Below are 23,158 nucleotides of genomic sequence, written 5' to 3' on the forward strand. Positions count from 1 at the left end.
ATCCAATATTTCCACTTCTTGGCGTCTAGTGCGTCGTGATTGACATTTGTTGCGGCGCTTCTCTACTATCAGCTGAATAAATGCAAAACAGTAGTCCGCATAGCGGAACACTGAGTAACAATATGTAAAATTCAATAACTGCAGCCTTTACAACCACAACAAAGGAGCACGCCCATGCGCTCACTCACCCAACGCCTACTCATTGCTATTGTTCCCTGCTCTCTCGTGGCTGTCGGCGCCGCTCAAGCCAATGAGGTTGACCTGCCCTCTACGATGGCCTGGACGGCCTACGGCACCAACTCCAGCGGTTACGCCCAGGCCGTAGCGATTGGCAATATGTTGCAAAACGAGTACGGCTCGTCGGTTCGGGTACTGCCGGGTGACAATGACGTATCCAGAATGACACCGCTCAAACAGGGTCGCGTCGATCTCTGCGCCTGCGGCATCGCGAGCTACTACGGTGCGGAAGGCGTGATGATGTTCGCCGACCGCGATTGGGGCCCGCAGCCGATTCGGGTGATCACGACCTCGACCGCCTCGTTCGGGCTATCGCTTGCAGTGGCGGGCGATCTGGACGTCGAGACACCGGCGGATCTGGCGGGCAAGCGTATCGCCTACATTCGCGGTGACGACGCGCTCAACAAGGGCACCGAGGCATATCTCGCCTTCGGCGGGCTCACCTGGGATGACGTAGAGCGGGTGGATTACCCCGGTTATGCGCGCTCTTTCGATGGCATCATCGCAGGCGATGTCGATGCATCGTTCACCACCACCGTGACACCGCCCGCCCAGCAGTTGGCCAGCAGCCCCCGTGGCATCAGTTGGCCGGTGCTGGACCCCAATGATGAAGCGGGCTGGGAGCGCATGGCCGCCGTCGCGCCCTATTTCCGCCCCCACGAAGTCACCGCCGGCGCCGGTGACATTAGCGCCGACAACCCGCTGGCGAGCGCCAGCTACCCGTACCCCATCGTGGTCGCCAATCAGGATTTGGAAGACAACGTCGCCTACGGGTTGATCCGCGCGCTGCAGGAGAATTACGACGACTACAAGGATAACGCGCCCGGCGCCAACGGCTACGCGCTTGAGTTTCAGGATCTCGAATGGGTAGTGCCGTTTCATGACGCGGTGGTCGAGTACTACCGCGAAACCGGCGTGTGGAACGATGAGCTACAGGCCCATCAGGACCAGTTGGTCGAGCGCCAGAACGTCTTGCTCGAGGCCTGGGAGGCGTTCATGCAGGATGCGCCCGAGGATGACGACGCCTTCACCACCGAGTGGATGAGCGCACGCGCGAGCGCGCTGAGCGACGCCGGTTTCGAACCGATCTTCGAGTGATTCGCCCGGGGCGGCGCCCGCCGCCCCTGCTGATGGATGGAACGCCCCATGACCACCGAGACTCGTCCTGCCGAACAGAGTACGCAGGTCAAAGAGAGAATCAGCCAGATTCGTGAGCTACCCGCTGCGCTTCGCTGGATACCCGCCGCGGTCACCGTCATCCTGATGCTGATGACGCTGGATTACTTGTTCAACACGGGGCTTTTGACCTTCGTGACCGGGCTGGAAACCCAGTTTTATTACGCCGTGGTGGCGCTGTTGCTACCGCTGGTGTTTCTGCTCTGGCCCCTGAGCGCGCGCCGCCAGGAGCTTCCCATTCCCTGGTACGACTACCTGCTCAGCGCCATCACGCTATTGGTGGGCGGCTACTTCGTCTATAACGCCGTTCCCATACTCGAGCGAGGCTGGGCGTTCTCCGCCCCGGATCTCGCGATCTACGCAAGCTACGCCTATTGGGTGTTGATCATCGAGGCGGCGCGCCGCGCCGGGGGCTTACCCATCGCCATCATCGCCGGCGTTTTTTCACTCTACCCGCTGGTGGCGGATAAGGTGCCCGGCCCGATCCAGGCGTTTCCCTCGACGCTCGAGCAGACCGCGATGTATCATACCATGAGCACCGAAAGCATCATGGGCGTACCACTTCAAGCCTTCGCGGGGCTGGTCATCGGCTTTCTGGTGTTCGGCGTGGTGCTGCAAAAAAGCGGTGGCGGCAAGTTTTTCATCAACCTCGCCTTTGCCCTTCTGGGCCACGTACGCGGCGGCCCGGCCAAGGTCTCCATCTTTTCGAGCGGGCTGATGGGGTCGATGAGCGGCAGCGTGATCAGCAACGTCTTGACCACCGGCGTGCTCTCGATCCCGGCGATGCGGCGTATCGGCATGAGCCGTTCGTTCGCCGGCGGCGTGGAAGCCTGCGCCTCGACCGGCGGCGTTCTCATGCCGCCGGTGATGGGCGCGACCGCCTTCGTCATGGCGATGTTTCTGGATATTCCCTACTCGGCGGTGGCGCTGGCGGCGGTGATCCCCTCGATTCTCTACTTTCTGGGGCTGTTCATCCAGATCGATGCTTACGCCGCGCGCAACGATATCAAGGGCCTGCCCGAGGTAGAGCTTCCCTCCTTGAAGCAGACGCTGAAAGAGGGCTGGTATTTCATTTTCGTCTTCGCCCTGCTGGTCTGGATGCTGCTGGTGATGCAGCGCGAGGCCGTTGCGCCGTTCTACGCCACCGCGCTTTTGCTGGTACTCAACCAGCTCTCGAAGAACAACCGCTGGGGCTGGCAGGATGTGGGCGACACGCTCTCGTCGGCGGCCAAACTCTTCGCCGAGCTGATCGCGATCCTCGCCGGCGTCGGCATGCTGGTGGGCGCGCTCTCCATGACGGGGCTTTCCGGCACCATCGCCAACGACTTCATCAATATCGCCGGCGGCAGCGTGCCGCTTCTGTTGATCATGGGGGCGGTCACCAGCTTCGTACTGGGTATCGGCATGACCGTGACCGCGGCCTATATCTTCCTCGCCGTGGCGCTGGCCCCGGCGCTGATCCAGGGCGGCGGGCTGGACCCCATGGCGGTACACATGTTCATTCTCTACTGGGGCATGCTGAGCTTCATCACCCCGCCGGTCGCGCTCGGCGCGTTCGCCGCCGCCACGGTGGCCGGCGCCCGCCCCATGGCCACGGGCCTTCAAGCCATGCGCCTGGGCAGCGTGATCTATTTCATTCCCTTTCTGTTCGTGCTCAACCCGGCGCTGATCATGCAGGGCGCACCGCTTCTGATCCTGGCCGTGTTCGTCCAAGCGCTCATCGGCATCGTGCTGTTCGCCTCCGCCATGCAGGGTTATCTGATCGGCGTGGGCCGGTTGGGCTATGGAGTGGTGCAGGAGAGCGTCATTCGCGCTTTGGTACTGCTCGCCGGGCTCCTTCTCGCGCTACCCGGCGGCGGCATGGTACCGCTGAGCCAACTCGAGCTCATCGGCCTTGCGCTCGCCGCACTCGTGCCCGGCGTTCTTCTCGCCAGGCTAAGTCAGCGCAAACGTAAAATTGCGCCTCAGCCCGTCTGATAGGCAACGAAATTCATGACAACGGCTAAAAGGTACTCATGATGCACACGACTCTTCGATCGCCAGCTATCGCCGCACTCTGGGCAAGCCTTCATCGAAGGCTGGATGGAGCAGCGTCGAAGTGTGCAGGAGAGGGCCAACACGAATCCGATCTTTCAAGCTGACGAACCGAGCGCCCTCAGCGAATAGGGAATATTCGCCCGATCAGGCGCTTCTTATTATCCAAAGCGAGCTCACCCAAACGAGACAGCCATGACCGTTTCCTACCAGCGCCACGGCGATATAGGCGTCATTGAAATCGACAACCCACCCGTCAATGCTCTGGGCCACGCCGTGCGCCGCGGCCTGATCGATGCGCTCGAGAAAGGCATCAATGACCCGCAGACCCAAGCGCTGGTGCTATTGGCCAGCGGGCGCACCTTCATTGCCGGAGCGGACATTCGCGAATTCGGCAAACCCTCTCATCCGCCGGTGCTCCCCGATGTGGTCAACGAGCTGGAGGCCAGCCCCAAACCGCTGATCGCCGTACTCCACGGCACGGCGCTGGGCGGCGGGCTCGAAGTAGCGCTGGCCTGCCACTACCGGGTGGTTCTCGAAGGCACCCGCGTCGGTCTGCCAGAGGTCAAGCTCGGGCTTCTGCCCGGTGCCGGCGGCACCCAACGCCTGCCGCGACTGACCGGCGTTGAACTCGCGCTGGATATCATCACCAGCGGGCGTTTCGTCGACACCGCCGAAGCGCTCGAGGCGGGGATCATCGATGCCAAAAGCGATGCCCAAACGCCGCTGGAAGCGGGCCTCGCCGCGGCGCGCAACGTCGTGGCCGGGCATATCGCGCCGCGCGTCACCGGCGAGCTGGCGCCCCCTAAAGCGAATCCGGCGGCCGTCGCGGCGACTCGAGAACGGCTGCAAAGCGAAACACCCGATCTCTTCTCGCCCTTTCGCATCGTCGAAGCCATCGAGGCCTGTACCACCTCGAACACGCTCGAGCAAGGACTCAAGCGTGAACGCGAGCTATTTTTGGCCTGCATGGATTCACCGCAGCGCGCCGGTTTGATTCATCTGTTCTTCGCCGCGCGCAGCCCCCATTTGGTCAGCGGCGTTGAAGGCGCCACTCCCTTCGAGCGCGTGGCGCTCATCGGCGAACATCCGTTGTTCGAAGCACTTTCGAAAGCCGCTTCCCGCGCCAACATCGCCCTTTTGGACGCGCCGAACGCTCATACCGAGCTCTGTCTGATCGCCCCTAACGCCGAAAGCGACACCTGCCCGCCTGGCGCCGTTTGCGTCATGCTTCGAAGCGTTCAGGATGACCACCTTGATACCGGGCTTGGCCTGATCCTCGCCGATACCGGCGCCTTTCATGAGCTGGTCGACCATGACGATGATGCGCTTGCCCACCAGCGCGCCGCGCTGACGCTCAAGGCGCTGCGCATCAACGTGGTCGTAAGCCGCCGTCAAAGCATATTGGCCACGCTCAAAACCGCTCTAGAGAACGCATCAGAGAGTGAGCAACAGGCCGCGCTGGAGATCGCAAGCCCGGGCATCGCCGAGCGCGGCGAGTGTTTCCGCCCGGCCGACATCGACCTTTTGGCCGTCGAGGCGCTCGATTACCCGCGCGCGCTCGGCGGCCCTCACCGTCAGGCCACGCTGAGCCGCCAGGAGTCATCATCATGAACCTGACTTTCACCGCCGAAGAGCAGCGTTTTCGTGACGAGGTGCGCGAGTTTCTCGCCGAATCGCTTCCCGACGACATTCGCCAGCGCGTGCGCCTGGGCCGTCACCTGCGCGCCGATGACCATCTGCGCTGGCAGAACATTCTGAGCCGTCAGGGGTGGCTGGCCGCCAACTGGCCCGTCGAACACGGCGGCCCGGGCTGGGGCCCGGTACAGCGCCACATTTTCGATGAAGAGTGCGCCGCTGCCCACGCTCCGACCGTCGTTCCCTTCGGCGTCAACATGGTGGCGCCGGTCATCATGAAATTCGGTACCGACGAACAGAAAAACCGCTACCTGCCGCGCATTCTCGATAACCGCGACTGGTGGTGCCAGGGCTACTCCGAGCCCGGCGCCGGGTCGGACCTGGCAAGTTTGACCACCCGCGCGGTGCGTGAGGGTGATCACTATGTGGTCAATGGCCAGAAGACCTGGACTACGCTTGGCCAGCACGCCAACATGCTGTTTTGCCTGGTGCGCACCGACCCAGTCGCCAAAAAGCAGGCCGGTATCAGCTTTTTGCTGATCGACATGCAGACACCGGGCATCACGGTGCGCCCGATCGTGACGCTCGACGGCGCCCATGAGGTCAACGAAGTCTTTCTGGACAACGTGCGCGTGCCGGTCGAAAACCGGTTGGGCGAAGAGGGCCAGGGCTGGACCTGCGCCAAATTCCTGCTCACCCACGAGCGCACCGGCATCGCCGGGCTCGGCCATGCCAAGCAGGCGCTTCGCCATTTGAAGTCACTGGCCGGTCGCATCGAGCATCGCGGCAAGCCGCTGCTCGAACAGCCGAGCTTTCGCCTGCGCGTGGTCAAGGCCGAGCTGGAACTCATGGCGCTGGAGGTGACCAATCTGCGCGTGATCGCCGCCGCGCGTGACGGCGGCGCGCCGGGGGCCGAAAGCTCGCTATTGAAAGTGCGCGGCTCGGAGCTTCGCCAGGAACTGAGCGAGCTGACCCGGCGCGCGCTGGGCCCCGCCGCGGTGGCGTTCTTTCCCGAGTTTCTCTATGGCGACGAGCCGCTGGACGAGGCCCATGCTGCCAGCGCGGCGGCAAGCGCCCAGTATTTCAATCGGCGCAAACTCTCGATCTACGGCGGCGCCAACGAGATACAAAAAGGCATCGTCGCCAAGACCATTCTAGGCATGTAAGGGGAGCGCCATGGATTTCACATTGACCGATGAGCAGCGCATGCTCGACCAGACGCTGAGCCGCCTGGTGGCCGACCGGGTCTCCTTCGAACAGCGTCGCCAGATGCTCGACGCCTCACGTTCAGGCGCCGGTGCCGAACTCTGGCAGACCTTCGCCGAGCTCGGGCTTCTGCACATGCCCTTCGCCGAGTCGGTGGGCGGGCTAGGCGGCGACGGCACCGACCTGATGATCATCCTGCAGGCCTTGGGGCGGGGCCTGGTACCGCAGCCCTACCTGTTCGGACTCGTTATGCCTGGCCAACTTCTGGCGCTGACGGCCAATGCCGAGCAGCGGGCCCGCTGGCTCGCCCCGCTGATGGAAGGTGAGCATCAGCTGGCCCTTGCCTGGCAGGAGGTTGCCGCCCGCTACGACGCCGGGAGAATCACCACCACCGCGCGCCGCGAGAACGATCACTGGCGCCTTACGGGTCAAAAGACACTGGTGATGAACCTGGACGCGGCTGCCGCGACCCTGGTCACGGCGAAACTCGAAAGCGGCAAGCTGGGGCTGTTCGCGGTGCCCACCGGCAACACCGGCGTATCCGGCTTCGACTACCGTACGATGGACGAGCAAAGCGCCGGCGATTTGACGCTACAGGACGTGGAGCTGAGCGACGACCACTGTTTGAGCGAAGACGCGGAAAGCGCGCTGGACGAGGTACTCGCCATCGGCCGGGCCGGGCTCTGCGCCCAGGCGCTAGGCGCGATGGAGTCCGCCTGCGACCAGACGCTTGCCTATCTCAAGGAGCGCAAGCAGTTCGGCCAGACGCTTGCCTCTTTTCAAGCGCTTTCGCACCGCATGGTGGACATGCACCTGCACCTGGAGCAGTCGCGTTCGATGACGATTCTGGCCGCCACTAGCCTTTCGCTCTCGTGTGAGGAGCGTGATTACAGGATCGCCGCCGCCAAGGCGTACTGCGGTGAATCCGCGCGTTTCATTGCCGAACAGGCGATCCAGCTACATGGCGCCATGGGCATGACCGACGAGTGCCATGTGGCAAGCTTCGCCCGTCATCTGGTCATGTTCGATCACTACCTGGGCGATACCGATTTCCACCTTGAAACCGTCAGCGACCGGCTCGACGCTGCCTGAGGATTCTTTTCATGTGGTCCAGCCCCGATGAAGTGGTCACCGTCAGCGTCGTAGAAGATGGCGTTGTCGAGGTGGTGATCAACCGCCCGAGCGTTCGCAACGCCTTGAACGAGGCCACCGCCCTGGCGCTTGGCGATGCTCTGCAAAGCGTTGCCATGGACCCCGAGGCCCGCTGCGTGATTCTGCGCGGCGACGCCAGCGCGTTTTGCGCCGGTGCCGACCTTGGAGAGTTCGAGAAAGCCGGTACCCAGCCGGCCAGTGAACGACTGGCGCGGCTGTTCCTGCCCGCGCTAAAAAGCCTCATGACCATGGAGAAGCCCGTCATCGCCGCGGTTAGTGGGGCGGCGGCGGGTATCGGCGTTTCCTACGTACTGGCAAGCGACATGGTGGTCATGGGACGTTCGGCTTATTTAAAGCTTGCGTTCATCAATATCGGCCTGATTCCCGACGGCGGTGCCTGCTGGCATCTGGTGCGCAAGCTCGGCCACCCCCTGGCCTTCGAAATGGCCGCTCTGGCCACCCCCATCGAGGCCGAGCGCTGCCGGTCGCTGGGCTTGGCCAACCGCGTCGTCGACGACAGCGAGGTCGTGGCTCAGGCGCGCGAGCTGGCAAGCGAATTGGTCAAGCAGTCGTCTCAGGCGCTGGCGGCCACCAAGCGAGCGCTTCGCAGCGCCCAGGAGTGCTCGCTTGTCGATACCATGAAGCTCGAAGGCGAGCTTCAGGATCAGTGCAAGGCCTCGAGTGATTTCAAACAGCGACTCGCGGCGTTTCGTCAAAGCCGGCGCAAGTGATCCAGCGCCAGGCGATAATCGCTCGAGAGCGTGGCCACCACATCGGCCACGTTCTCGAGCGAGTCGATCGACCCCACGCCCTGCCCCGCGCCCCAGATATCCCGCCAGGCCTTCGCCTTGCTGCTGCCACCGGAGCCGTAGCGCATCGCGCTCTTGTCACCCTCGGGGAGCGCGTTGGGGTCGAGCCCCGCCGCCTCGATGCTCTGGCGCAGATAGTTGCCGTGTACCCCGGTAAAGAGATTGGTGTAGACGATATCCCCCGCCGCTGCCTCCAGCAGCATCTGCTTGTACGCCGCCTCGGCGTTGGCCTCTTGGGTGGCGATGAAGCGAGTGCCCATGTAGACCAGGTCGGCGCCCAGGGCGCGGGCCGCCGCGATCTGCTCGCCGCGCGTGATCGCTCCGGCCAGCACCAGCGGCCCATCGAAGAAGGCGCGCACTTCCGCCACGAAGGCGAAGGGATTGAGCCGGCCGGCGTGGCCACCGGCGCCCTGACAGACCAGAATCAGGCCATCCACCCCGGCCTCGACGGCCTTTCTGGCGTGGCGCAGCGTGGTGACGTCGTGAAAGACCCGCCCGCCGTAGGTGTGGACCTGCTCGACGACCCGGTTCGGCGCGTGCAGGCTGGTGATCACCAGCGGCACCCGGTACTCGGCACATAGCGCCAGGTCGTGTTCGAGGCGGTCGTTGGTCGGGTGCACGATCTGGTTCACCGCGAAAGGCGCCGCCGGTGTGTCCGGATGATCGTCGTTGTGCTGTTCAAGACACCGGGTAATCCGCTCGAGCCACTCGCGCAGCGTCTCGGCCGGGCGAGCGTTGAGCGCGGGAAAAGCCCCAATGATACCGGCCCGGCACTGGGCGATGACGAGTTCAGGGCCGGAAACGATGAACATGGGAGAGCCGATCACTGGCAGCGTCAGCGAATCGGTAAGATCGTTCAGCATGGTCAGCTCGCAGTCGCATCAGGTGAATGTAAAAAAGCTTTGAATAAAAACGGCCGGCAAACGCCGGCCGTAGACACTCTTAGGCCAAGAGGCCCGTCAAGACCTCTTGCGCACTCAAAGCTTGCTCTCGAGTTCCGGCAGGATCTCGAACAGATCCCCCACCAGCCCGTAGTCCGCCACCTGGAAGATCGGCGCTTCCTCGTCCTTGTTGATCGCCACGATCACCTTCGAGTCCTTCATCCCCGCCAGATGCTGGATCGCCCCCGAGATGCCCACCGCGATGTAGAGATCCGGCGCCACGATCTTGCCGGTCTGGCCTACCTGCATGTCGTTGGGCACGAAGCCCGCGTCCACCGCCGCGCGCGAGGCGCCGACCGCCGCGCCGAGCTTGTCGGCGATGCCGTCGAGAAGCCGGAAGTTCTCGCCGTTGCCCATGCCGCGCCCGCCGGAGATCACGACCTTCGCCCCGCCGAGCTCCGGACGGTCGGAGGCCGCGAGCTCTTCACCGACGAACTGCGACTGCGCGTTCTCGACCACGGTGTCGAGAGCCTCGACGGCGGCGCTGCCGCTCTGGCCGACTGCGTCGAACGCCGTGGTGCGCACGGTCATCACCTTGAGCGCATCGTCGCTTTTGACCGTGGCAATGGCGTTGCCGGCGTAGATCGGGCGCTTGAAGGTGTCCGGGCCGTCGACGGCGACGATCTCGGAGAGCTGGCTGACGTCCCTGAGCGCGGCGAGGCGCGGCAGCACGTTCTTGCCGGTGGTCGAGGCGCTGGCGAGCACGTGGGTGTAGTCGCCGGCGAGCTCGCCCAGCAGCGCGCCGAGCGGCTCGGCGAGCTGGTGGGCGTAGACGCTGTGGTCCGCCAGGCGTACCCGGGTGACGCCGTCGAGCTTCGCGGCTTCGTCGGCGGCGGCCTGGACGCCTTCACCGGCGACCAGCACGTCGATATCGCCGCCAATCTCGCGGGCGGCGGCCACCACGTGGGCGGTGGCGTCAAGCAGGTGGCCGTCGTGAACGTCGGCCAGAACCAGAATGCTCATGAGAAACTCCTTGAATACGGGTGAAAGAGGCGATCACCGGGCCGGGAAATCAAAGCACCTTCGCTTCGTTCTTCAGCTTGTCGACCAGCTCGTCGACCGAGGCCACTTTTACCCCGCCCTTGCGCTCGGCGGGCGTCTCGACCTTGACCAGACTGACACGTGATGCCACCTCGACGCCGTAGTCCGCCGGGGTCTTGACATCCAGCGGCTTCTTCTTGGCCTTCATGATGTCGGGAAGCTTGGCGTAGCGCGGCTCGTTGAGGCGCAGGTCGGTGGTAACGATCGCCGGAAGCGTGAGGGCCACGGTCTGCAGGCCGCCGTCGATCTCGCGGGTGACGTTGACCTTGTCACCGTCGACGGCAACCTCGGAGGCGAAGGTGGCCTGGGGCAGATTGGTCAGCGCGGCGAGCATCTGGCCGGTCTGGTTGTTGTCGGTATCGATCGCCTGCTTGCCGAGGATCACCAGCCCCGGCTGCTCTTCGTCCACGACCTTCGCCAGCAGCTTCGCCACGGCAAGCGACTCGACGCGCTCGTCGGTCTCGATCTGGATCGCCCGGTCGGCGCCCAGCGCGAGTGCGGTGCGCAGCTGCTCCTGGGCGGCCTTCGGGCCGACGGTCACGGCGATCACTTCCGTCGCCACGCCCTTCTCCTTGAGTCGCACCGCTTCTTCCACGGCGATCTCGCAGAAGGGGTTCATGGCCATCTTGACGTTGGTCAGATCCACGTCGGAGTGATCCGCCTTGACGCGGATTTTCACGTTGTAGTCGATGACGCGTTTGACCGCGACGAGTATTTTCATGGGCTTTCCTGTCTGTTAGATCATCTTGAAAGCGAACCCGGGCGAACTCTTCGCTATGTTCCGCTTAGCAAAACAATGTTTTAATTTACACCATGAACAGTAAAAAACCCGCAAGCAAAGGTCAAGTACCTGGCGCCACGTGTGAACGTCAAGCCACTTCATAGCGCCAGCCAGAGTAACCAAAGCGCAAGCAGCGGCGTTGCCGTCATCAGGAATCGTCCATTCCAGCGGTAGCCGATTTGCAGCGGCGAAAGGCCGGTAAAACGCGAAAGAATGAGCATCGAAGCCGTCATGGGCGATGACACCAGCGCCAATGCCCAGCCCACCATCAGCGAGGCGGCAATGGTGACCGGCGCCAACCCCTCGATATCGAGCGTGGGTAGCAGCCCCGCCAGTAGTGTCACCGTGACGATAGGATTGATACCCAGTTGGGCCAGTCCAAGGACCGAAAGCATGGTGAGTATGGCGTTCGACGCACCCAGTTGATCGAGCACAGCGAGCAGCGGTGCCAATGTCTGAACGCTCACCAATTCCACGCATAAATGGCCCAGATATCCGGCCGCTCCGAGGACCACGATTTCGTTGGCGCTGGGCGTAAGCAACCAGGGGAGCTGACGGTGTGTGGTCACCAGAGCAGCAGGCACACTGGCAAGGCCGAGGCGGCGCCGCTGCCAGGCAAGCCATACGAGCGCGCTGCTCGGTGCGCCCAGCAAGGCAGCGATAGGAAGCCGCACATCGAGTAGCCACGCGAGCAATACGACCAGTACCACTACCGCCGCCAACAGCGCGCTAAACTGGGCCAGTGGTTGCAGCGAAGGTATCGTTCGAGCGTTGTCCGCAGGCGGATGCGGGCCGGTCACGTGATCCACCGCCCAGCCTACGAGAAACAAAAGGCCAGCGGCAGACAGAATAGAGGGCGCCAGTTCGGGCCAGGTAATCCCTGGAATGCTCGAGAGCACCACCGCTACGCCCATTCCCATGGGCGAGACCAGTGGCGCCAGTGAAAACCCGCGCAATAGCGCCAGCATCATGCGCCGTTGGCGCGCCTGGCGCACCCAGACACGGCCCCCTGCCGCCTCTAGCGTATTGCTCTTTTCAATCATGGCGGCGAACAGATTCAACACGCCGATATTGAGAATGATGCCGAACAGCATGGAGCCGAACGAGAGAATCGGATAGCGCCGGCTGGGTGGCTGCAAGAGCATCGCGCGCCCGCAGCGGCGAACCAGAGGAGAACGGTAGGCGGGAAGGCGCATCATGCCAAGCGCCACCACGAACGTCGCGAAGAAGGCGAAACGGCCGCTTGCATCAAGGAGTAACTCCCAGGGCGCCGGACTGCGCCATAGCGTCAGCAGGGTTATCAGCCCCGCAACGCAGAGTAGCCCTTTTGCCATGCGGTTCAGCTGCCGCTGCAGGGTCGTGAGATAGCCGATGAGCGCCACCACGCCAACGCCTTGAGCAACCAGTGACACGAGCCCCGAGGTGATCAAATGAAGCAGCGTGCCCAAAGTGACCGCCAGCAGTAGCGATACCCGCAGACGGGCAAGCGTCATCCGCGGTGTCCTGTCAGACGCTCCTTGAGTAGCGCAATGGGCACCCCATCGGGCGACTCGCTGCCGCTCGTGCGCTTGAACGACCCTTCCCCCATGGCAACCAGGTTGCCCTGCTCATCGACGACCTCGGCGCTGGCCATATAGATCTTGCGCCCACCGCCGCGCAGCACGCCGGTGGCACGCAGCACACCTTGCCTGGCAGGGCCAACGAAGGTCGTACTGAGCGAAAGCGTTACGGCGCGCCGGGCGTTTCCGGGTACGGGGCAAAAAAGCCCGGACAAACTCAAGGCATTATCCATGAGGGCAGCAAGCGCTCCGCCGTGAACGTTGCCGCTGCGGTTGAGGTGCTTCGCCTCGAGGGTCAGCTCGACCACGGCGCGTTCACTGCTCCACTCGGTTACATAAAGCCCCAGCAGATCGTTGAAGCCGCCCGGCTCGTCGGTGGGCATATCGTTCTGGTCATCATCGGCTCGACGCATCGTTTACCTCCTGCTGGGCCAGATCGCGCAGGCGCCCTTTTAGAATCTTGCCCGTCGCGGTCGAGGGTAGCGACTCCATCGTCACTATTCTGGCGGGGCGCTTGTAAGGAGCCAGTCGTTCGGCGATGAACGCCTTGAGCTCGTCCAGGTCCAGCTCGAGGCCCTGCTCACTCTGCACGAAGGCGATGACCTCCTCGTTACCCGCCACCTGGCGCCCCACCACCGCGCAAAGCGTAACGGCCGGGTGTTCACTGATGACCGCCTCGACGTCCGGCGGGTAAATATTGAACCCGGAACGGATGATGAGCTCCTTGCTACGCCCGACGATATAAAGCTGGTTATCGTGATCGAAGCGGGCGATATCGCCGGTATTGAGCCAGCCCTCTGCGGTGAGGCTTTGGCGTGTCGCCTCGGGCTGGCGAAAGTAGCCCTTCATCACGTTGGGGCCGCGGACCCAGAGTTCTCCCACTTCTTCGCCGGGGTTGTCGTTTGAGTCGCTCGCGCCCAGCGGTTCGAGCCGGTACTCGAGCAGTGGCAGCACCCGGCCAACGGTGTTGCTTTGATGGCGATCCTCGATGCGCGTCTGGCTGATGGTCGGGCTGGCTTCTGTCAGCCCGTAGCCGTTGTGCAGTGTCAGATGAAAGGCCGCCTCCACTCGGGCCTTGGTATCGCTATCCAACGGCGAGCCGCCCGCCGAGATGTAGATCAGCGCCGGCGCGCTCAAAGCGCATTGCTCGCGTTTCATATATTCGAGCGCGCGGGCGTACATCGCCGGCACCCCCTGAAGCACGCTGATGCGCTCCTCGTCGAGTGTCTTGAGCAGGTGTTCGGCGTCGAAGCGAGGTACGGTATACAGACAGGCGCCGTTATAGAGCGAGCCCATGCAGACCGACGAGAGGCCAAAGACATGGGACATGGGGAGCACGCCGTAGACTCGCTGGCCTTCACTCAAGTGGCGCATGCCGCCGGAGATCGAGGCGATGTAGAGAATGCCGCGATGGGTCAGCATCACTCCCTTGGGCGTGCCGGTGGTGCCGGAGGTATATATCATCGCCGCCACCTGCTCGGCGCCGCTTTCACTCACCGGCTCCGGATCGCTGTCGAAAAGCACTGATAAGGCAAGCTCGCCGAGCTTTGGATGCTGGTAGCGGTCGGCGCCGTGGCGCTCGGCGTGGTGCGCGGCGTCCATCGAGGCTTCACAGGTATAGATGACACGCCGGGGCAAGCAGTTGTCACGGATGAGATCGATCTCCTGGGCCGAGAGCCGCGAATTGACGATCGCCACCCAAACGTCCATCTCGCTGGCCGCCAGCAGCAGTACCACGAGCGCTCGACCGTTTTCACTCACCGTCATGAGGCGATCACCGGGGCGAAACCCGAGCTCTTCGAGCCAGCGGCGCGCGGCACGAATCTCTTGACCAAGCTCGGCGTAGCTCCAGCGAACGTCGCCATCGACGATGGCCGGATGCTCGGCCAGGCGTTCGGCGTTTTCCAGTACCCGGGTGCTGAGGCGCTCGGGCAGTCGGGCCACCAGCTCGCTTGCAAGCGTGCCGAAGATATCCTCGTCCGGCGCCTGGTAGGGAACCGAGAGCGCCATCACGACGCCTCCCGAACCATATTACGGGCGATGACCAGCTGCTGGATCTGGGTAGTGCCTTCGTAGATCCGAAACAGCCGCACGTCACGGTAAAAGCGCTCGACGGCGTACTCGGACATGTAGCCTGCGCCGCCGTGAACCTGCACCGCGCGATCCGCCACGCGCCCCACCATCTCGGCGCAGAAGAGCTTACAGCAGGATGCCAGGGTCGAGACGTTCTCGCCCTCGTCCTTGCGCCGCGCGGCGTCCATTACCATGGTTCTACCGGCGTAGGCTTCGGTCTTGCTGTCCGCGAGCATCGCCTGCACCAGCTGGTGTTCGGCGAGTGCGGCGCCGAACTGCTTGCGCTCCATGGTGTAGTTGAGCGACTCCTCGACCAGCCGCTCGGCCACGCCCACGCACACCGCGGAAATGTGCAGCCGACCACGATCGAGCACCTTCATGGCGGTCTTGAAGCCCTGGCCTTCCTTGCCTCCTATGATGTTCTCGGCAGGCACCCGGCAGTTATCGAAGATGATGTCGCAGGTGTGGGCGCCCTTCTGGCCCATTTTGCTGTCCGACGGGCCGCGCACGAGCCCCGGCGTGTCGCCTTCGACGATGAACGCCGAAATGCCGCCGGCGCCCTTGTTGGCCGGGTCGGTGCGCGCCATGACGGTGAACAAATCCGCCTCGGGGCCGTTGGTGATATAGCGCTTGGTGCCGTTGAGCACGTAGTGATCGCCGTCGCGTACCGCGGTGGTGCGCAGGCTCGCCGCGTCGGAGCCGGAGTCCGGCTCGGTCAGGCAGAACGAACTGAGAATTTCACCCGTCGCCAGCCGTGGCACGTAGCGCGCCTTCTGCTCGTAGGTACCGTCGATCAGAATGCCCTGGGCGCCGATGCCGTTATTGGTGCCGAAGACCGAACGAAAGGCCGGCGACGTCTTGCCGATCTCCATCGCGACCAACGCCTCCTCCTCCATGGTCAGCCCAAGGCCACCGTACTCTTCGGGAATGGAGAGACCGAAAAGGCCCATCTCCTTCATTTCCGCGAGCAGTTCTTCGGGTACGGCATCCTCTTCGGCCAGGCGCGCTTCGTTGGGAATCAGGCGCTCGCGCACGAAACGAGAGATGGTATCGACAAGCTGGTTGAGCAATTCAGGATCGCGAATCATGACGGCTCCAGAGTGAGTGGCGTTGACGTTGATCTTGTGATGACGGCACCGACGGCATGCCGAAAGCAAAGCGCTCGCTTATTCTGCATAGCGAAACTTGAGTTCGCATAAGTTGTCAGGCACTTTTGCATAGCCTAGGATGGCAGTCAATAATCGAAACTTGGTTTTGCCTTGCAAAACAAAAACAGCTTTTACTTTTCAATTCAAAACAGGAGCGGTGCCATGGCAATAGCGACTTCATCTCCCTTCACAAGGCTGGGTATCGTGGGTACCGGCGCCATGGGGCGCGGCATCGCTCAATTGGCGGCGCAGGCGGGGCTGGAAGTCAGGCTTTTCGATGTCCGCGATGGCGCCGTTGAAGAGGCCAAAACGTACATTGAAGGCCTCTGGCAGCGTGGGGTAGAAAAGGGGCGCTTGTCCGATACTCAAGCCAGCGCCTACGTTACATGCCTGAAAGGGGTCGATGATTTAAACGCTCTGGCGGATTGCGATATCGTCGTCGAAGCGATCGTCGAAAAACTCGATGCCAAGCAGAGCCTCTTCTCGACGCTCGAAGATATTGTCGACGCCCATGCGGTACTGGCGACCAATACTTCGTCGCTTTCGGTTACGGCTATCGCCGCGGGCTGCCGCAATCCTGAACGGGTCATCGGCTTTCACTTTTTCAACCCCGTTCCGCTCATGAAAATCGTGGAGGTAATTCCGGGGCTCAGAACCGCCGATGAGACCACTCAGCGGGTAAGCGCACTTGGCGAGGCCATGGGTCACTTTACCGCTCGCGCCACGGACACGCCGGGGTTTCTGGTCAACCACGCCGGCCGCGCTTTCGGTACCGAAGCGCTGCGCATTCTGGGTGAAAGCGTCACCGATGTGGCCACCATCGATCGCATCATGGTCGACCAAGGCGGTTTTCGCATGGGGCCGTTTACCCTGCTGGATCTCACGGGTTTGGACGTTTCCCACGCGGTGATGGAATCCATCTACCGTCAGTACCATGAAGAACCCCGCTTCCGCCCTTCTCCGCTGACGCGTCAGCGCCTCGATGCCGGTCTTCTCGGTCGCAAGACCGGCGAGGGTTTTTATCGCTACGTGGATGGAAAGCAGCAGATGCCCCCGGAATACGAGCTCCCTAGGGCTAGAGCGCGCGCGGTGTGGATCAGCCAGGACGATCCGCACAGCGCAGCGCCGCTTGCCCAGCTCGTGCAACACGCCGGCTGGACACTGGAAACCGCTGATGTTCCCTCGCCACAGGCGCTATGCCTGCTGACCCCGCTTGGCGAAGACACCACGACCTGCGCCCTGCGCCTTGGGCTCGACCCTCGCCGCTGCGTCGCCGTGGATATGCTCGCCGGGCTTGAAAAGCGCCGCAGCCTGATGGCCACGCCGGCCACGCAAGACGACTACCTGCAGGCCGCCGCCACTCTGCTCAATCAGGACGGCACCCCGGTCAGCATCCTGCGGGACAGCAACGGCTTCGTGCTTCAGCGCATCGTGGCCTGCATCGTCAACGTGGGCGCCGAAATCGCCCAGCAAAGCGTGGCCGAGCCCGCCACCATCGACCGCGCCGTCGAACTCGGTCTGGGCTACCCGTACGGGCCGCTGAAGATGGGGGACCACTATGGGGCGCGACGTATTTTGACCATCCTTGATCGGCTGCTGACGGCCACCGGAGATCCGCGCTACCGCCCAAGCCCGTGGCTGCGCCGTCGCGCCGAGCTCGACATGCCGCTCACCCAGGCCTGAACGTAAACCCATTGATCACAACAAGGAAAACGTCATGACCGATGCCTATATTTTCGATGGTATTCGCACACCTTTTGGCCGCCACGGCGGTAGCCTTGCATCCATTCGCCCGGACGATCTGCTCGGGCTCACGCTCAAGACGCTCGTCGAGCGCAACGCCTTCAAGCCTGAAAGCTACGAGGACGTGCTGGCCGGTTGTACCAACCAGGCCGGGGAAGACTCGCGCAACGTAGCACGTCACGCAGCGCTCTATTCGGGGCTGCCCATCGAGGTGGCGGGGCAGACGGTCAACCGCCTGTGTGGCAGCGGCCTGGCGGCAATGATGGATGCCGCCCGCGCGGCGCGTGTGGGCGAAGGCGAGCTGTTTCTTGCCGGCGGCGTGGAGTCGATGTCCCGCGCGCCCTACGTGCTGGGTAAGGCGGAAACCCCCTACGCCCGCAATCAGCCGATGTTCGATACCGTCATCGGTTCGCGCTTTCCCAACCCGTGGATCGCCCGCGAGTACGGCAACCACAGCATGCCGGAAACCGCCGACAACGTTGCCCGCGACCTGAACATCAGCCGCGAACAGGGCGACGCCTTCGCCGCGCGCTCCCAGGCCCGCTACGCCCAAGCGCTGGAAAAAGGGTTTTACGATGGCGAAATCATGAGCGTCGAAGTCCCTCAGGGACGCAAGCAGCCGCCGCTGCGGGTCGACAAGGACGAACATCCGCGCCCGCAGAGCACCGAGGACAAGCTCTCAAAGCTTGGCGCGCTGTTCGAGGGTGGCGTGGTCACCGCCGGCAACGCATCGGGTCTCAATGACGGCGCCGCGGCGCTGATCGTCGGCACCAAAAGTGCCGGTGAGAAAGCCGGCGTCGCCCCGAGGGCGCGTATCGTCGCCAGCGCCGTGGCCGGCGTTGCACCACGCGTGATGGGGTTAGGGCCGGTGCCCGCCTCGCAAAAGGCGCTCGCCCGCGCGGATCTTTCGCTTTCGCAGATGGACGTCATCGAGATCAACGAGGCGTTCGCCGTGCAGGTGCTTGGCTGCCTGAAAGGGCTTGACCTTTCAAGCGACGACCCGCGTTTGAACATGAACGGCGGCGCCATCGCCATCGGCCACCCGCTCGGCGCTTCCGGCGCGCGCCTGGTGCTGACCGCCCTACGCCAGTTGGAAGCAACTCAGGGACGCTACGCGCTGGTGACCATGTGCATCGGCGTGGGTCAGGGCATCGCCACGGTTATCGAGCGCCTGGACCCATGATCCACTGCGTTGAAGGGTATCGCACCGGCCCCGGTGACCTATGCGATAATGAGCGCCATTCACCATCGACTGGAAGATTAAATGCAACACACCGATAGCGATGCCCCGGCCTCGCCCGGCAAGGACCGCAATTTTGTCACTGCTCTGGCCCGCGGGCTGGAGCTCTTGCGCGCCTTTGGAACCGGTGAGGAGTACCTGGGCAACGCCGAGCTCTCCAGCCGAACCGGCATTCCCCGCCCGACGGTGTCCAGACTCACCTACACGCTGACGCAACTCGGTTACCTGCAGCACAACACACACCTCGAGAAATATCGTCTTGGTGCCGGCGTGCTGGCGCTGGGCTACCGTTTTCTGGGCAACATGGGCATACGTGAAATTGCGCGCCCCCATTTGCAGGCGTTTGCGGAAGCGACCGACTGTAACGTGAGTCTTGCCAGCGCCGATCGTACCGACATGGTGTATGTGGAAACCTGCCACGGCAGTGGCCCCTTGATCATTCGACTCGATGTCGGCTCGCGACTACCGATCGCCACTTCGGCCATCGGCCGGGCATGGCTGTGCGGCCTACCCGACACCAGGCGCCAGCAGGTTCTGCGAACACTCGCCGAGCATCACGGCAACGACTGGCCCAAATTGGAGGCGGGCATCCAACAGAGCATGAGAGATTATGCCGAGTACGGATTCTGCTTTTCCGAACAGGACTGGCAGCGTGATATCAGCGCCGTCGCCATGCCACTGGTTCTCGAGGATGGCGCCGAGATCATGGCGATCAACTGCGGCGGCTCAAGCGTACGCCTGGATCATGATCGTCTCGTGCATAATCTCGGCCCCCGGCTCAAGGAAGTGGCTGCGCACATCAAACAGGAACTCGCTCCCAAACCTCGCATAGTGCGCTAAGCTAACGTTCATTGCCTTTCACCTACCCTCATTTGAAGGCATGATTAAGGGCTCGTTAACGCGCATGGGAGCGGTAATGCCAAAGGAGTGGATCACGCGCGAGGGCGAGACGCTGGCGCTCAGGGGGGAGTGGACGCTCGAACACTACCCGATGCTCAAGCAGGAACTCGGCAAGGCGGCCGGTGACAGCGCGCCGGAGGTGACACTCGAAGGTTTCGAGCGTCTGGATACCGCCGGGGCGGCGCTTTTGATCGACCTGGTGGGCGTCGAGCGCGCCCGTAACGTCGATGAGTGGGCCGATGCGCTTCCCGAGGCGCAGCGTGCGCTGATCAAGCGCATCGCCGAGGCGATGGACGTCTCTCTCGAGATCGACACGGGCTCGAGCAACCGGTTGACGCTGATGCTGGCAAGCATCGGCGAAAACGTCGAAGGCCTCTGGCGGCAACAGCACCAGCTTCTCGGGTTCGTTGGGCTGGTGCTCGCCACGCTGCTGCCGGTCATGATCAACCCCAAACGCTGGCGCGTGACCGCGACCGTCGCCCATATTCAGCAAAGCGGGCTCAACGCCGTTCCCATCGTGATGCTACTGACTTTCATGGTCGGCGCGGTGGTCGCTTTTCTCGGGGCGACGGTGCTGGAGAGTTTCGGCGCGACCGTCTATACCATCAACCTGGTGGCGTTTTCGTTTCTGCGCGAGTTCGGCGTGCTGCTCGCCGCGATTCTGCTCGCCGGGCGTACGGCCAGCGCCTTTACCGCGCAGCTCGGGGCGATGAAGTCGAGTGAGGAGATCGACGCGCTCAAGGCGCTGGGGCTCGACCCGATCGAGCTTCTGGTGCTGCCGCGCATCATGGCGATGCTAGTGAGTCTTCCGCTGCTGGCTTTTATCGGCATGTTCAGCGGCCTTCTCGGCGGAGCGGTGGTATCGGCGGTGTCGCTGGATATTCCGTTCTCTCAGTTCATGAACACGGTGCAAAACAGCATACCGCTTCACCATTTCCTGGTCGGGCTGTCCAAGGCGCCGGTGTTCGCCTTCGTCATCGCGGTGATCGGCTGTCTGGAGGGGTTCAAGGTCGCCGGCAGCGCCCAGTCCGTAGGTGCTCACACGACCTCGAGCGTGGTGCAGTCGATCTTCATGGTGATCCTGATCGACGCGATGGCCGCGCTCTTTTTCATGGAGATGGGCTGGTGAGCGAGCAAGACGAGAGCCATCAGGAGCCGGTCATCCGCGTGCGCGGGCTGGTCAATCGCTTTGGCGATCACGCGGTGCATGAAGGGCTCGATCTGACCGTCGAGCGCGGCGAGATTCTGGGCGTGGTCGGCGGTTCCGGTACCGGCAAGTCGGTACTTTTGCGAAGTATCGTGGGGCTCAAGCGCCCGGATGAAGGCTCCATCGAGGTGCTGGGTACCGATCTCTCTACGCTCGAAAGCGAGGAGCGCAGCCGAATCGAGCGTCGCTTCGGCGTGCTGTTCCAGCAGGGGGCGCTGTTCAGCTCGCTCAATCTGCAGGAGAACATCGCTCTGCCGCTGATCGAGCACGCCGGGCTTTCACGGCCTGATGCCGAGTACCTGGCGCGCATCAAACTTTCGCTGGTAGGGCTCGAGCCCGAGGATGCGCTCAAATCGCCGGAGTCGCTCTCCGGTGGCATGATCAAGCGCGCCGCCCTTGCCCGGGCGCTGGCAATGGACCCGGACATCCTGTTTCTCGACGAGCCCACCGCCGGGCTCGACCCGATTGGCGCAGCGTCCTTCGATAAGCTGATCAAGACCCTGCGCGACGCGCTGGGTTTTAGCGTGTTTCTGGTGACCCACGATCTGGACACGCTTTACGCGGCCTGCGATCGGGTGGCGGTGCTCTCGCAAAAGCGTGTGCTGGTGGCGGACACGCTGGAAAACGTCGCCCAAACCGACGACGAATGGGTGCAGGAGTACTTTAACGGCCCCCGGGGTCGCGCCGCCGCTTCTTCTTTCGATCAAGAGTAACCGTCATGGAAACCCGTGCGCATCACGTTTTAATCGGCCTTTTTACGCTGCTCACCGCCGCCGGGGCGCTCTTGTTCGCGCTCTGGATGAGCCAGGCCGCCAATGAAAAGGAGTACCTGCCCTACCGTATCCTGTTCGAGCGCAGCGTGAGCGGGCTTTCCGACGGAAGCGCCGTTCAATACAACGGCATTCAGGTCGGCGAGGTGACCGAGATGACCCTCGACCCGACCGACCCGCGCCGGGTGATCGTCGACATTCGCGTGCAGGAAGATACGCCGGTCAAGGTCGATACCCGCGCCAGCCTGTCGATCCCGAGTATTACCGGCAACATGTCGGTCCAGCTACAGGGCGGTGAGCCGAATAGTCCGCTTCTTTATGACGAGTCCGACGACGCGGCGCCGTTCATCAAGGCCGACCCTTCACCGATCGCCACGCTGCTCGACCAGGGTGAGGAGATGATCGACAACGTCAACGCGGTGCTTGAGAACGTCAATCAGCTGTTCACCGACGACAACCGCGAGCGGGCGGGCAATATCCTGACCGACATCGCCGATATCACCGACATGATTGCCTCACAGCGCAGCGCGCTCGACGAAAACATGGCGCTCTTCGGCGACGTGTCGCGCCAGGCCACCTCGACCCTCGAGCGTATCGAGGTGTTGAGTGACGAGGCCACCGCCCTCTTGCGCCAGGACGGCCGCCAGGTGATGGCGAGCGCGGCGAGCGCCAGCAACGACGTCGCCCAGGCGGCCCAGCGCATCGAGCAGCTGGTCAACGACAACGCCGCCGCCGTCGAAAGCACCCTTGCAAGCACTCGCGATATCGCCCCGGCGCTCTCGGCGCTGCGCTCGACGCTGACCACGCTTGACCGTATCACCCGCGATCTCGAAGAGAACCCCACCGACTTTTTGCTGGGTGGCGATCGCGTAGAGGAGTTTCGCCCATGATGATTCGTTCGATATTCGCCCTTGGCGCTGCCGCGTTGATTGCGGGCTGCTCGGTGTTGCCGGAGAGCGACCCGGCCACGCTCTACCGCCTGCCCCCGGCCGCACCCCAGGCGAGCGTGCAAAACCAGGCGCTTGCCGGCCTGCGCCTGGGCGTGGCCGCGCCGGAGGCAGGGCATCTGCTGAGCAGCAACCGCATCGTCGTCTACCCCCGGCGCAACGTGGTCAACGTTTACGAAGGCGCGCGCTGGCACGAGGACGCCCCGCAGATCGTCCAGACGCGGCTGGTCGAGGCGATCCAGCAAAGCGGGCTTTTCGAGAGCGTCGGCGTCGATCGGCTGCCCGCCGATGTAACGCTTTTGAGCGAGCTTCGCCACTTCCAGAGCGAGTACGACCGCACCCCGCCGATGGCGCGGATTCAGCTCGACGTGCAGCTGGTGGATGGCCAGCGCCGCCTGCTCGCCCATCGGACTCTTGACGCCGAGGCGCGCGCGGCGAGTGTCGAGATTTCCGACGTGGTCGACGCCTTCGGCGTGGCGAGCGATGCGTTGACCTCCCAGGTGGTCGAGTGGCTCGGCGGGCTCTCCGCGCAAACGTTTGAGACCGAACGTTGAAG

The 23,158-nt window shown here is 63.3% G+C and carries 20 protein-coding genes; 13 read left to right on the top strand and 7 right to left on the bottom strand.

All coding sequences use genetic code 11. The features are described 5' to 3' along the window. The first annotated feature begins 174 nt into the window (after nucleotides 1-174). The 6 genes from ACGK9R_RS05935 to ACGK9R_RS05960 all read left to right on the top strand — a co-directional run bounded on the left by ACGK9R_RS05935 (nucleotide 175) and on the right by ACGK9R_RS05960 (nucleotide 8,174). A complete protein-coding gene (locus ACGK9R_RS05935) occupies nucleotides 175-1,335 on the top strand; it encodes a TAXI family TRAP transporter solute-binding subunit (RefSeq protein ID WP_394579242.1) in 1,161 nt (386 codons plus the stop codon). A 48-nt stretch (nucleotides 1,336-1,383) separates the two neighbouring features. Further along, nucleotides 1,384-3,390 carry a TRAP transporter permease gene (locus tag ACGK9R_RS05940; RefSeq protein ID WP_394579245.1) on the top strand — a complete coding sequence of 669 codons (2,007 nt, stop codon included), beginning with the start codon at nucleotides 1,384-1,386 and terminating at the stop codon, nucleotides 3,388-3,390. Between the two features lie 252 nt (nucleotides 3,391-3,642). Further along, nucleotides 3,643-5,061, top strand: coding sequence for an enoyl-CoA hydratase/isomerase family protein (locus tag ACGK9R_RS05945; RefSeq protein ID WP_394579248.1), 1,419 nt, complete (start codon nucleotides 3,643-3,645; stop codon nucleotides 5,059-5,061). Next, entirely contained in the window at nucleotides 5,058-6,251 is a 1,194-nt protein-coding gene (locus ACGK9R_RS05950) for an acyl-CoA dehydrogenase family protein (RefSeq protein ID WP_394579250.1), read from the top strand. The genes ACGK9R_RS05945 and ACGK9R_RS05950 overlap by 4 nt, the downstream gene beginning before the upstream one ends. 10 nt (nucleotides 6,252-6,261) lie before the next feature. After that, nucleotides 6,262-7,383: an acyl-CoA dehydrogenase family protein gene (locus ACGK9R_RS05955; protein WP_394579252.1), complete on the top strand. Its 1,122-nt coding sequence runs from the start codon at nucleotides 6,262-6,264 to the stop codon at nucleotides 7,381-7,383. Between the two features lie 11 nt (nucleotides 7,384-7,394). After that, nucleotides 7,395-8,174, top strand: a complete 780-nt coding sequence (locus ACGK9R_RS05960) for an enoyl-CoA hydratase/isomerase family protein (RefSeq protein ID WP_394579254.1) — start codon at nucleotides 7,395-7,397, stop codon at nucleotides 8,172-8,174. Here ACGK9R_RS05960 and ACGK9R_RS05965 read toward each other — a convergent pair. From ACGK9R_RS05965 to ACGK9R_RS05995, 7 genes are all read right to left on the bottom strand, one after another. Continuing rightward, on the bottom strand, nucleotides 8,156-9,115 hold the full coding sequence (locus ACGK9R_RS05965; RefSeq protein ID WP_394579256.1) for an NAD(P)H-dependent flavin oxidoreductase: 960 nt from the start codon (nucleotides 9,113-9,115) through the stop codon (nucleotides 8,156-8,158). The genes ACGK9R_RS05960 and ACGK9R_RS05965 overlap by 19 nt on opposite strands. Nucleotides 9,116-9,229: 114 nt before the next feature. Further along, nucleotides 9,230-10,156 (bottom strand): electron transfer flavoprotein subunit alpha/FixB family protein, encoded by a 927-nt coding sequence (locus tag ACGK9R_RS05970; RefSeq protein WP_394579258.1) that lies wholly within the window; start codon nucleotides 10,154-10,156, stop codon nucleotides 9,230-9,232. A 49-nt stretch (nucleotides 10,157-10,205) separates the two neighbouring features. Further along, nucleotides 10,206-10,955, bottom strand: a complete 750-nt coding sequence (locus tag ACGK9R_RS05975; RefSeq protein ID WP_394579260.1) for an electron transfer flavoprotein subunit beta/FixA family protein — start codon at nucleotides 10,953-10,955, stop codon at nucleotides 10,206-10,208. A 158-nt stretch (nucleotides 10,956-11,113) separates the two neighbouring features. Beyond that, nucleotides 11,114-12,508 carry a hypothetical protein gene (locus ACGK9R_RS05980; protein WP_394579262.1) on the bottom strand — a complete coding sequence of 465 codons (1,395 nt, stop codon included), beginning with the start codon at nucleotides 12,506-12,508 and terminating at the stop codon, nucleotides 11,114-11,116. Continuing rightward, nucleotides 12,505-12,987 carry a PaaI family thioesterase gene (locus ACGK9R_RS05985; protein ID WP_394579264.1) on the bottom strand — a complete coding sequence of 161 codons (483 nt, stop codon included), beginning with the start codon at nucleotides 12,985-12,987 and terminating at the stop codon, nucleotides 12,505-12,507. Before ACGK9R_RS05985 ends, ACGK9R_RS05980 begins: the two co-directional genes overlap by 4 nt. After that, nucleotides 12,971-14,584: a class I adenylate-forming enzyme family protein gene (locus ACGK9R_RS05990; RefSeq protein ID WP_394579266.1), complete on the bottom strand. Its 1,614-nt coding sequence runs from the start codon at nucleotides 14,582-14,584 to the stop codon at nucleotides 12,971-12,973. Before ACGK9R_RS05990 ends, ACGK9R_RS05985 begins: the two co-directional genes overlap by 17 nt. Beyond that, nucleotides 14,584-15,735 carry an acyl-CoA dehydrogenase family protein gene (locus tag ACGK9R_RS05995; RefSeq protein ID WP_394579268.1) on the bottom strand — a complete coding sequence of 384 codons (1,152 nt, stop codon included), beginning with the start codon at nucleotides 15,733-15,735 and terminating at the stop codon, nucleotides 14,584-14,586. The genes ACGK9R_RS05990 and ACGK9R_RS05995 overlap by 1 nt, the downstream gene beginning before the upstream one ends. A gap of 222 nt (nucleotides 15,736-15,957) precedes the next feature. On the opposite strand from ACGK9R_RS05995, the gene ACGK9R_RS06000 reads away from it, so the two are divergent. From ACGK9R_RS06000 to ACGK9R_RS06030, 7 genes are all read left to right on the top strand, one after another. Next, a complete protein-coding gene (locus ACGK9R_RS06000) occupies nucleotides 15,958-17,478 on the top strand; it encodes a 3-hydroxyacyl-CoA dehydrogenase (RefSeq protein WP_394579270.1) in 1,521 nt (506 codons plus the stop codon). 34 nt (nucleotides 17,479-17,512) lie between these two features. Next, nucleotides 17,513-18,721 (top strand): 3-oxoadipyl-CoA thiolase, encoded by a 1,209-nt coding sequence (locus tag ACGK9R_RS06005; protein ID WP_394579272.1) that lies wholly within the window; start codon nucleotides 17,513-17,515, stop codon nucleotides 18,719-18,721. 81 nt (nucleotides 18,722-18,802) lie between these two features. Beyond that, nucleotides 18,803-19,618 carry an IclR family transcriptional regulator gene (locus tag ACGK9R_RS06010; RefSeq protein WP_394579274.1) on the top strand — a complete coding sequence of 272 codons (816 nt, stop codon included), beginning with the start codon at nucleotides 18,803-18,805 and terminating at the stop codon, nucleotides 19,616-19,618. A 76-nt stretch (nucleotides 19,619-19,694) separates the two neighbouring features. Next, entirely contained in the window at nucleotides 19,695-20,807 is a 1,113-nt protein-coding gene (locus tag ACGK9R_RS06015) for an MlaE family lipid ABC transporter permease subunit (protein WP_394579276.1), read from the top strand. Further along, complete coding sequence (locus tag ACGK9R_RS06020; protein WP_394579278.1) at nucleotides 20,804-21,598, top strand: ABC transporter ATP-binding protein; 795 nt, start codon at nucleotides 20,804-20,806, stop codon at nucleotides 21,596-21,598. Before ACGK9R_RS06015 ends, ACGK9R_RS06020 begins: the two co-directional genes overlap by 4 nt. Nucleotides 21,599-21,603: 5 nt before the next feature. Further along, nucleotides 21,604-22,545, top strand: coding sequence for an MlaD family protein (locus ACGK9R_RS06025; RefSeq protein ID WP_394579280.1), 942 nt, complete (start codon nucleotides 21,604-21,606; stop codon nucleotides 22,543-22,545). Further along, the gene (locus tag ACGK9R_RS06030; protein ID WP_394579282.1) at nucleotides 22,542-23,156 is read left to right on the top strand and encodes an ABC-type transport auxiliary lipoprotein family protein; all 615 of its coding nucleotides are present in this window, start codon (nucleotides 22,542-22,544) and stop codon (nucleotides 23,154-23,156) included. The genes ACGK9R_RS06025 and ACGK9R_RS06030 overlap by 4 nt, the downstream gene beginning before the upstream one ends. Nucleotides 23,157-23,158: the final 2 nt, after the last annotated feature.

Origin of the sequence: Halomonas sp. HNIBRBA4712, assembly GCF_043558675.1 — a bacterium.
GTDB lineage: Bacteria > Pseudomonadota > Gammaproteobacteria > Pseudomonadales > Halomonadaceae > Vreelandella.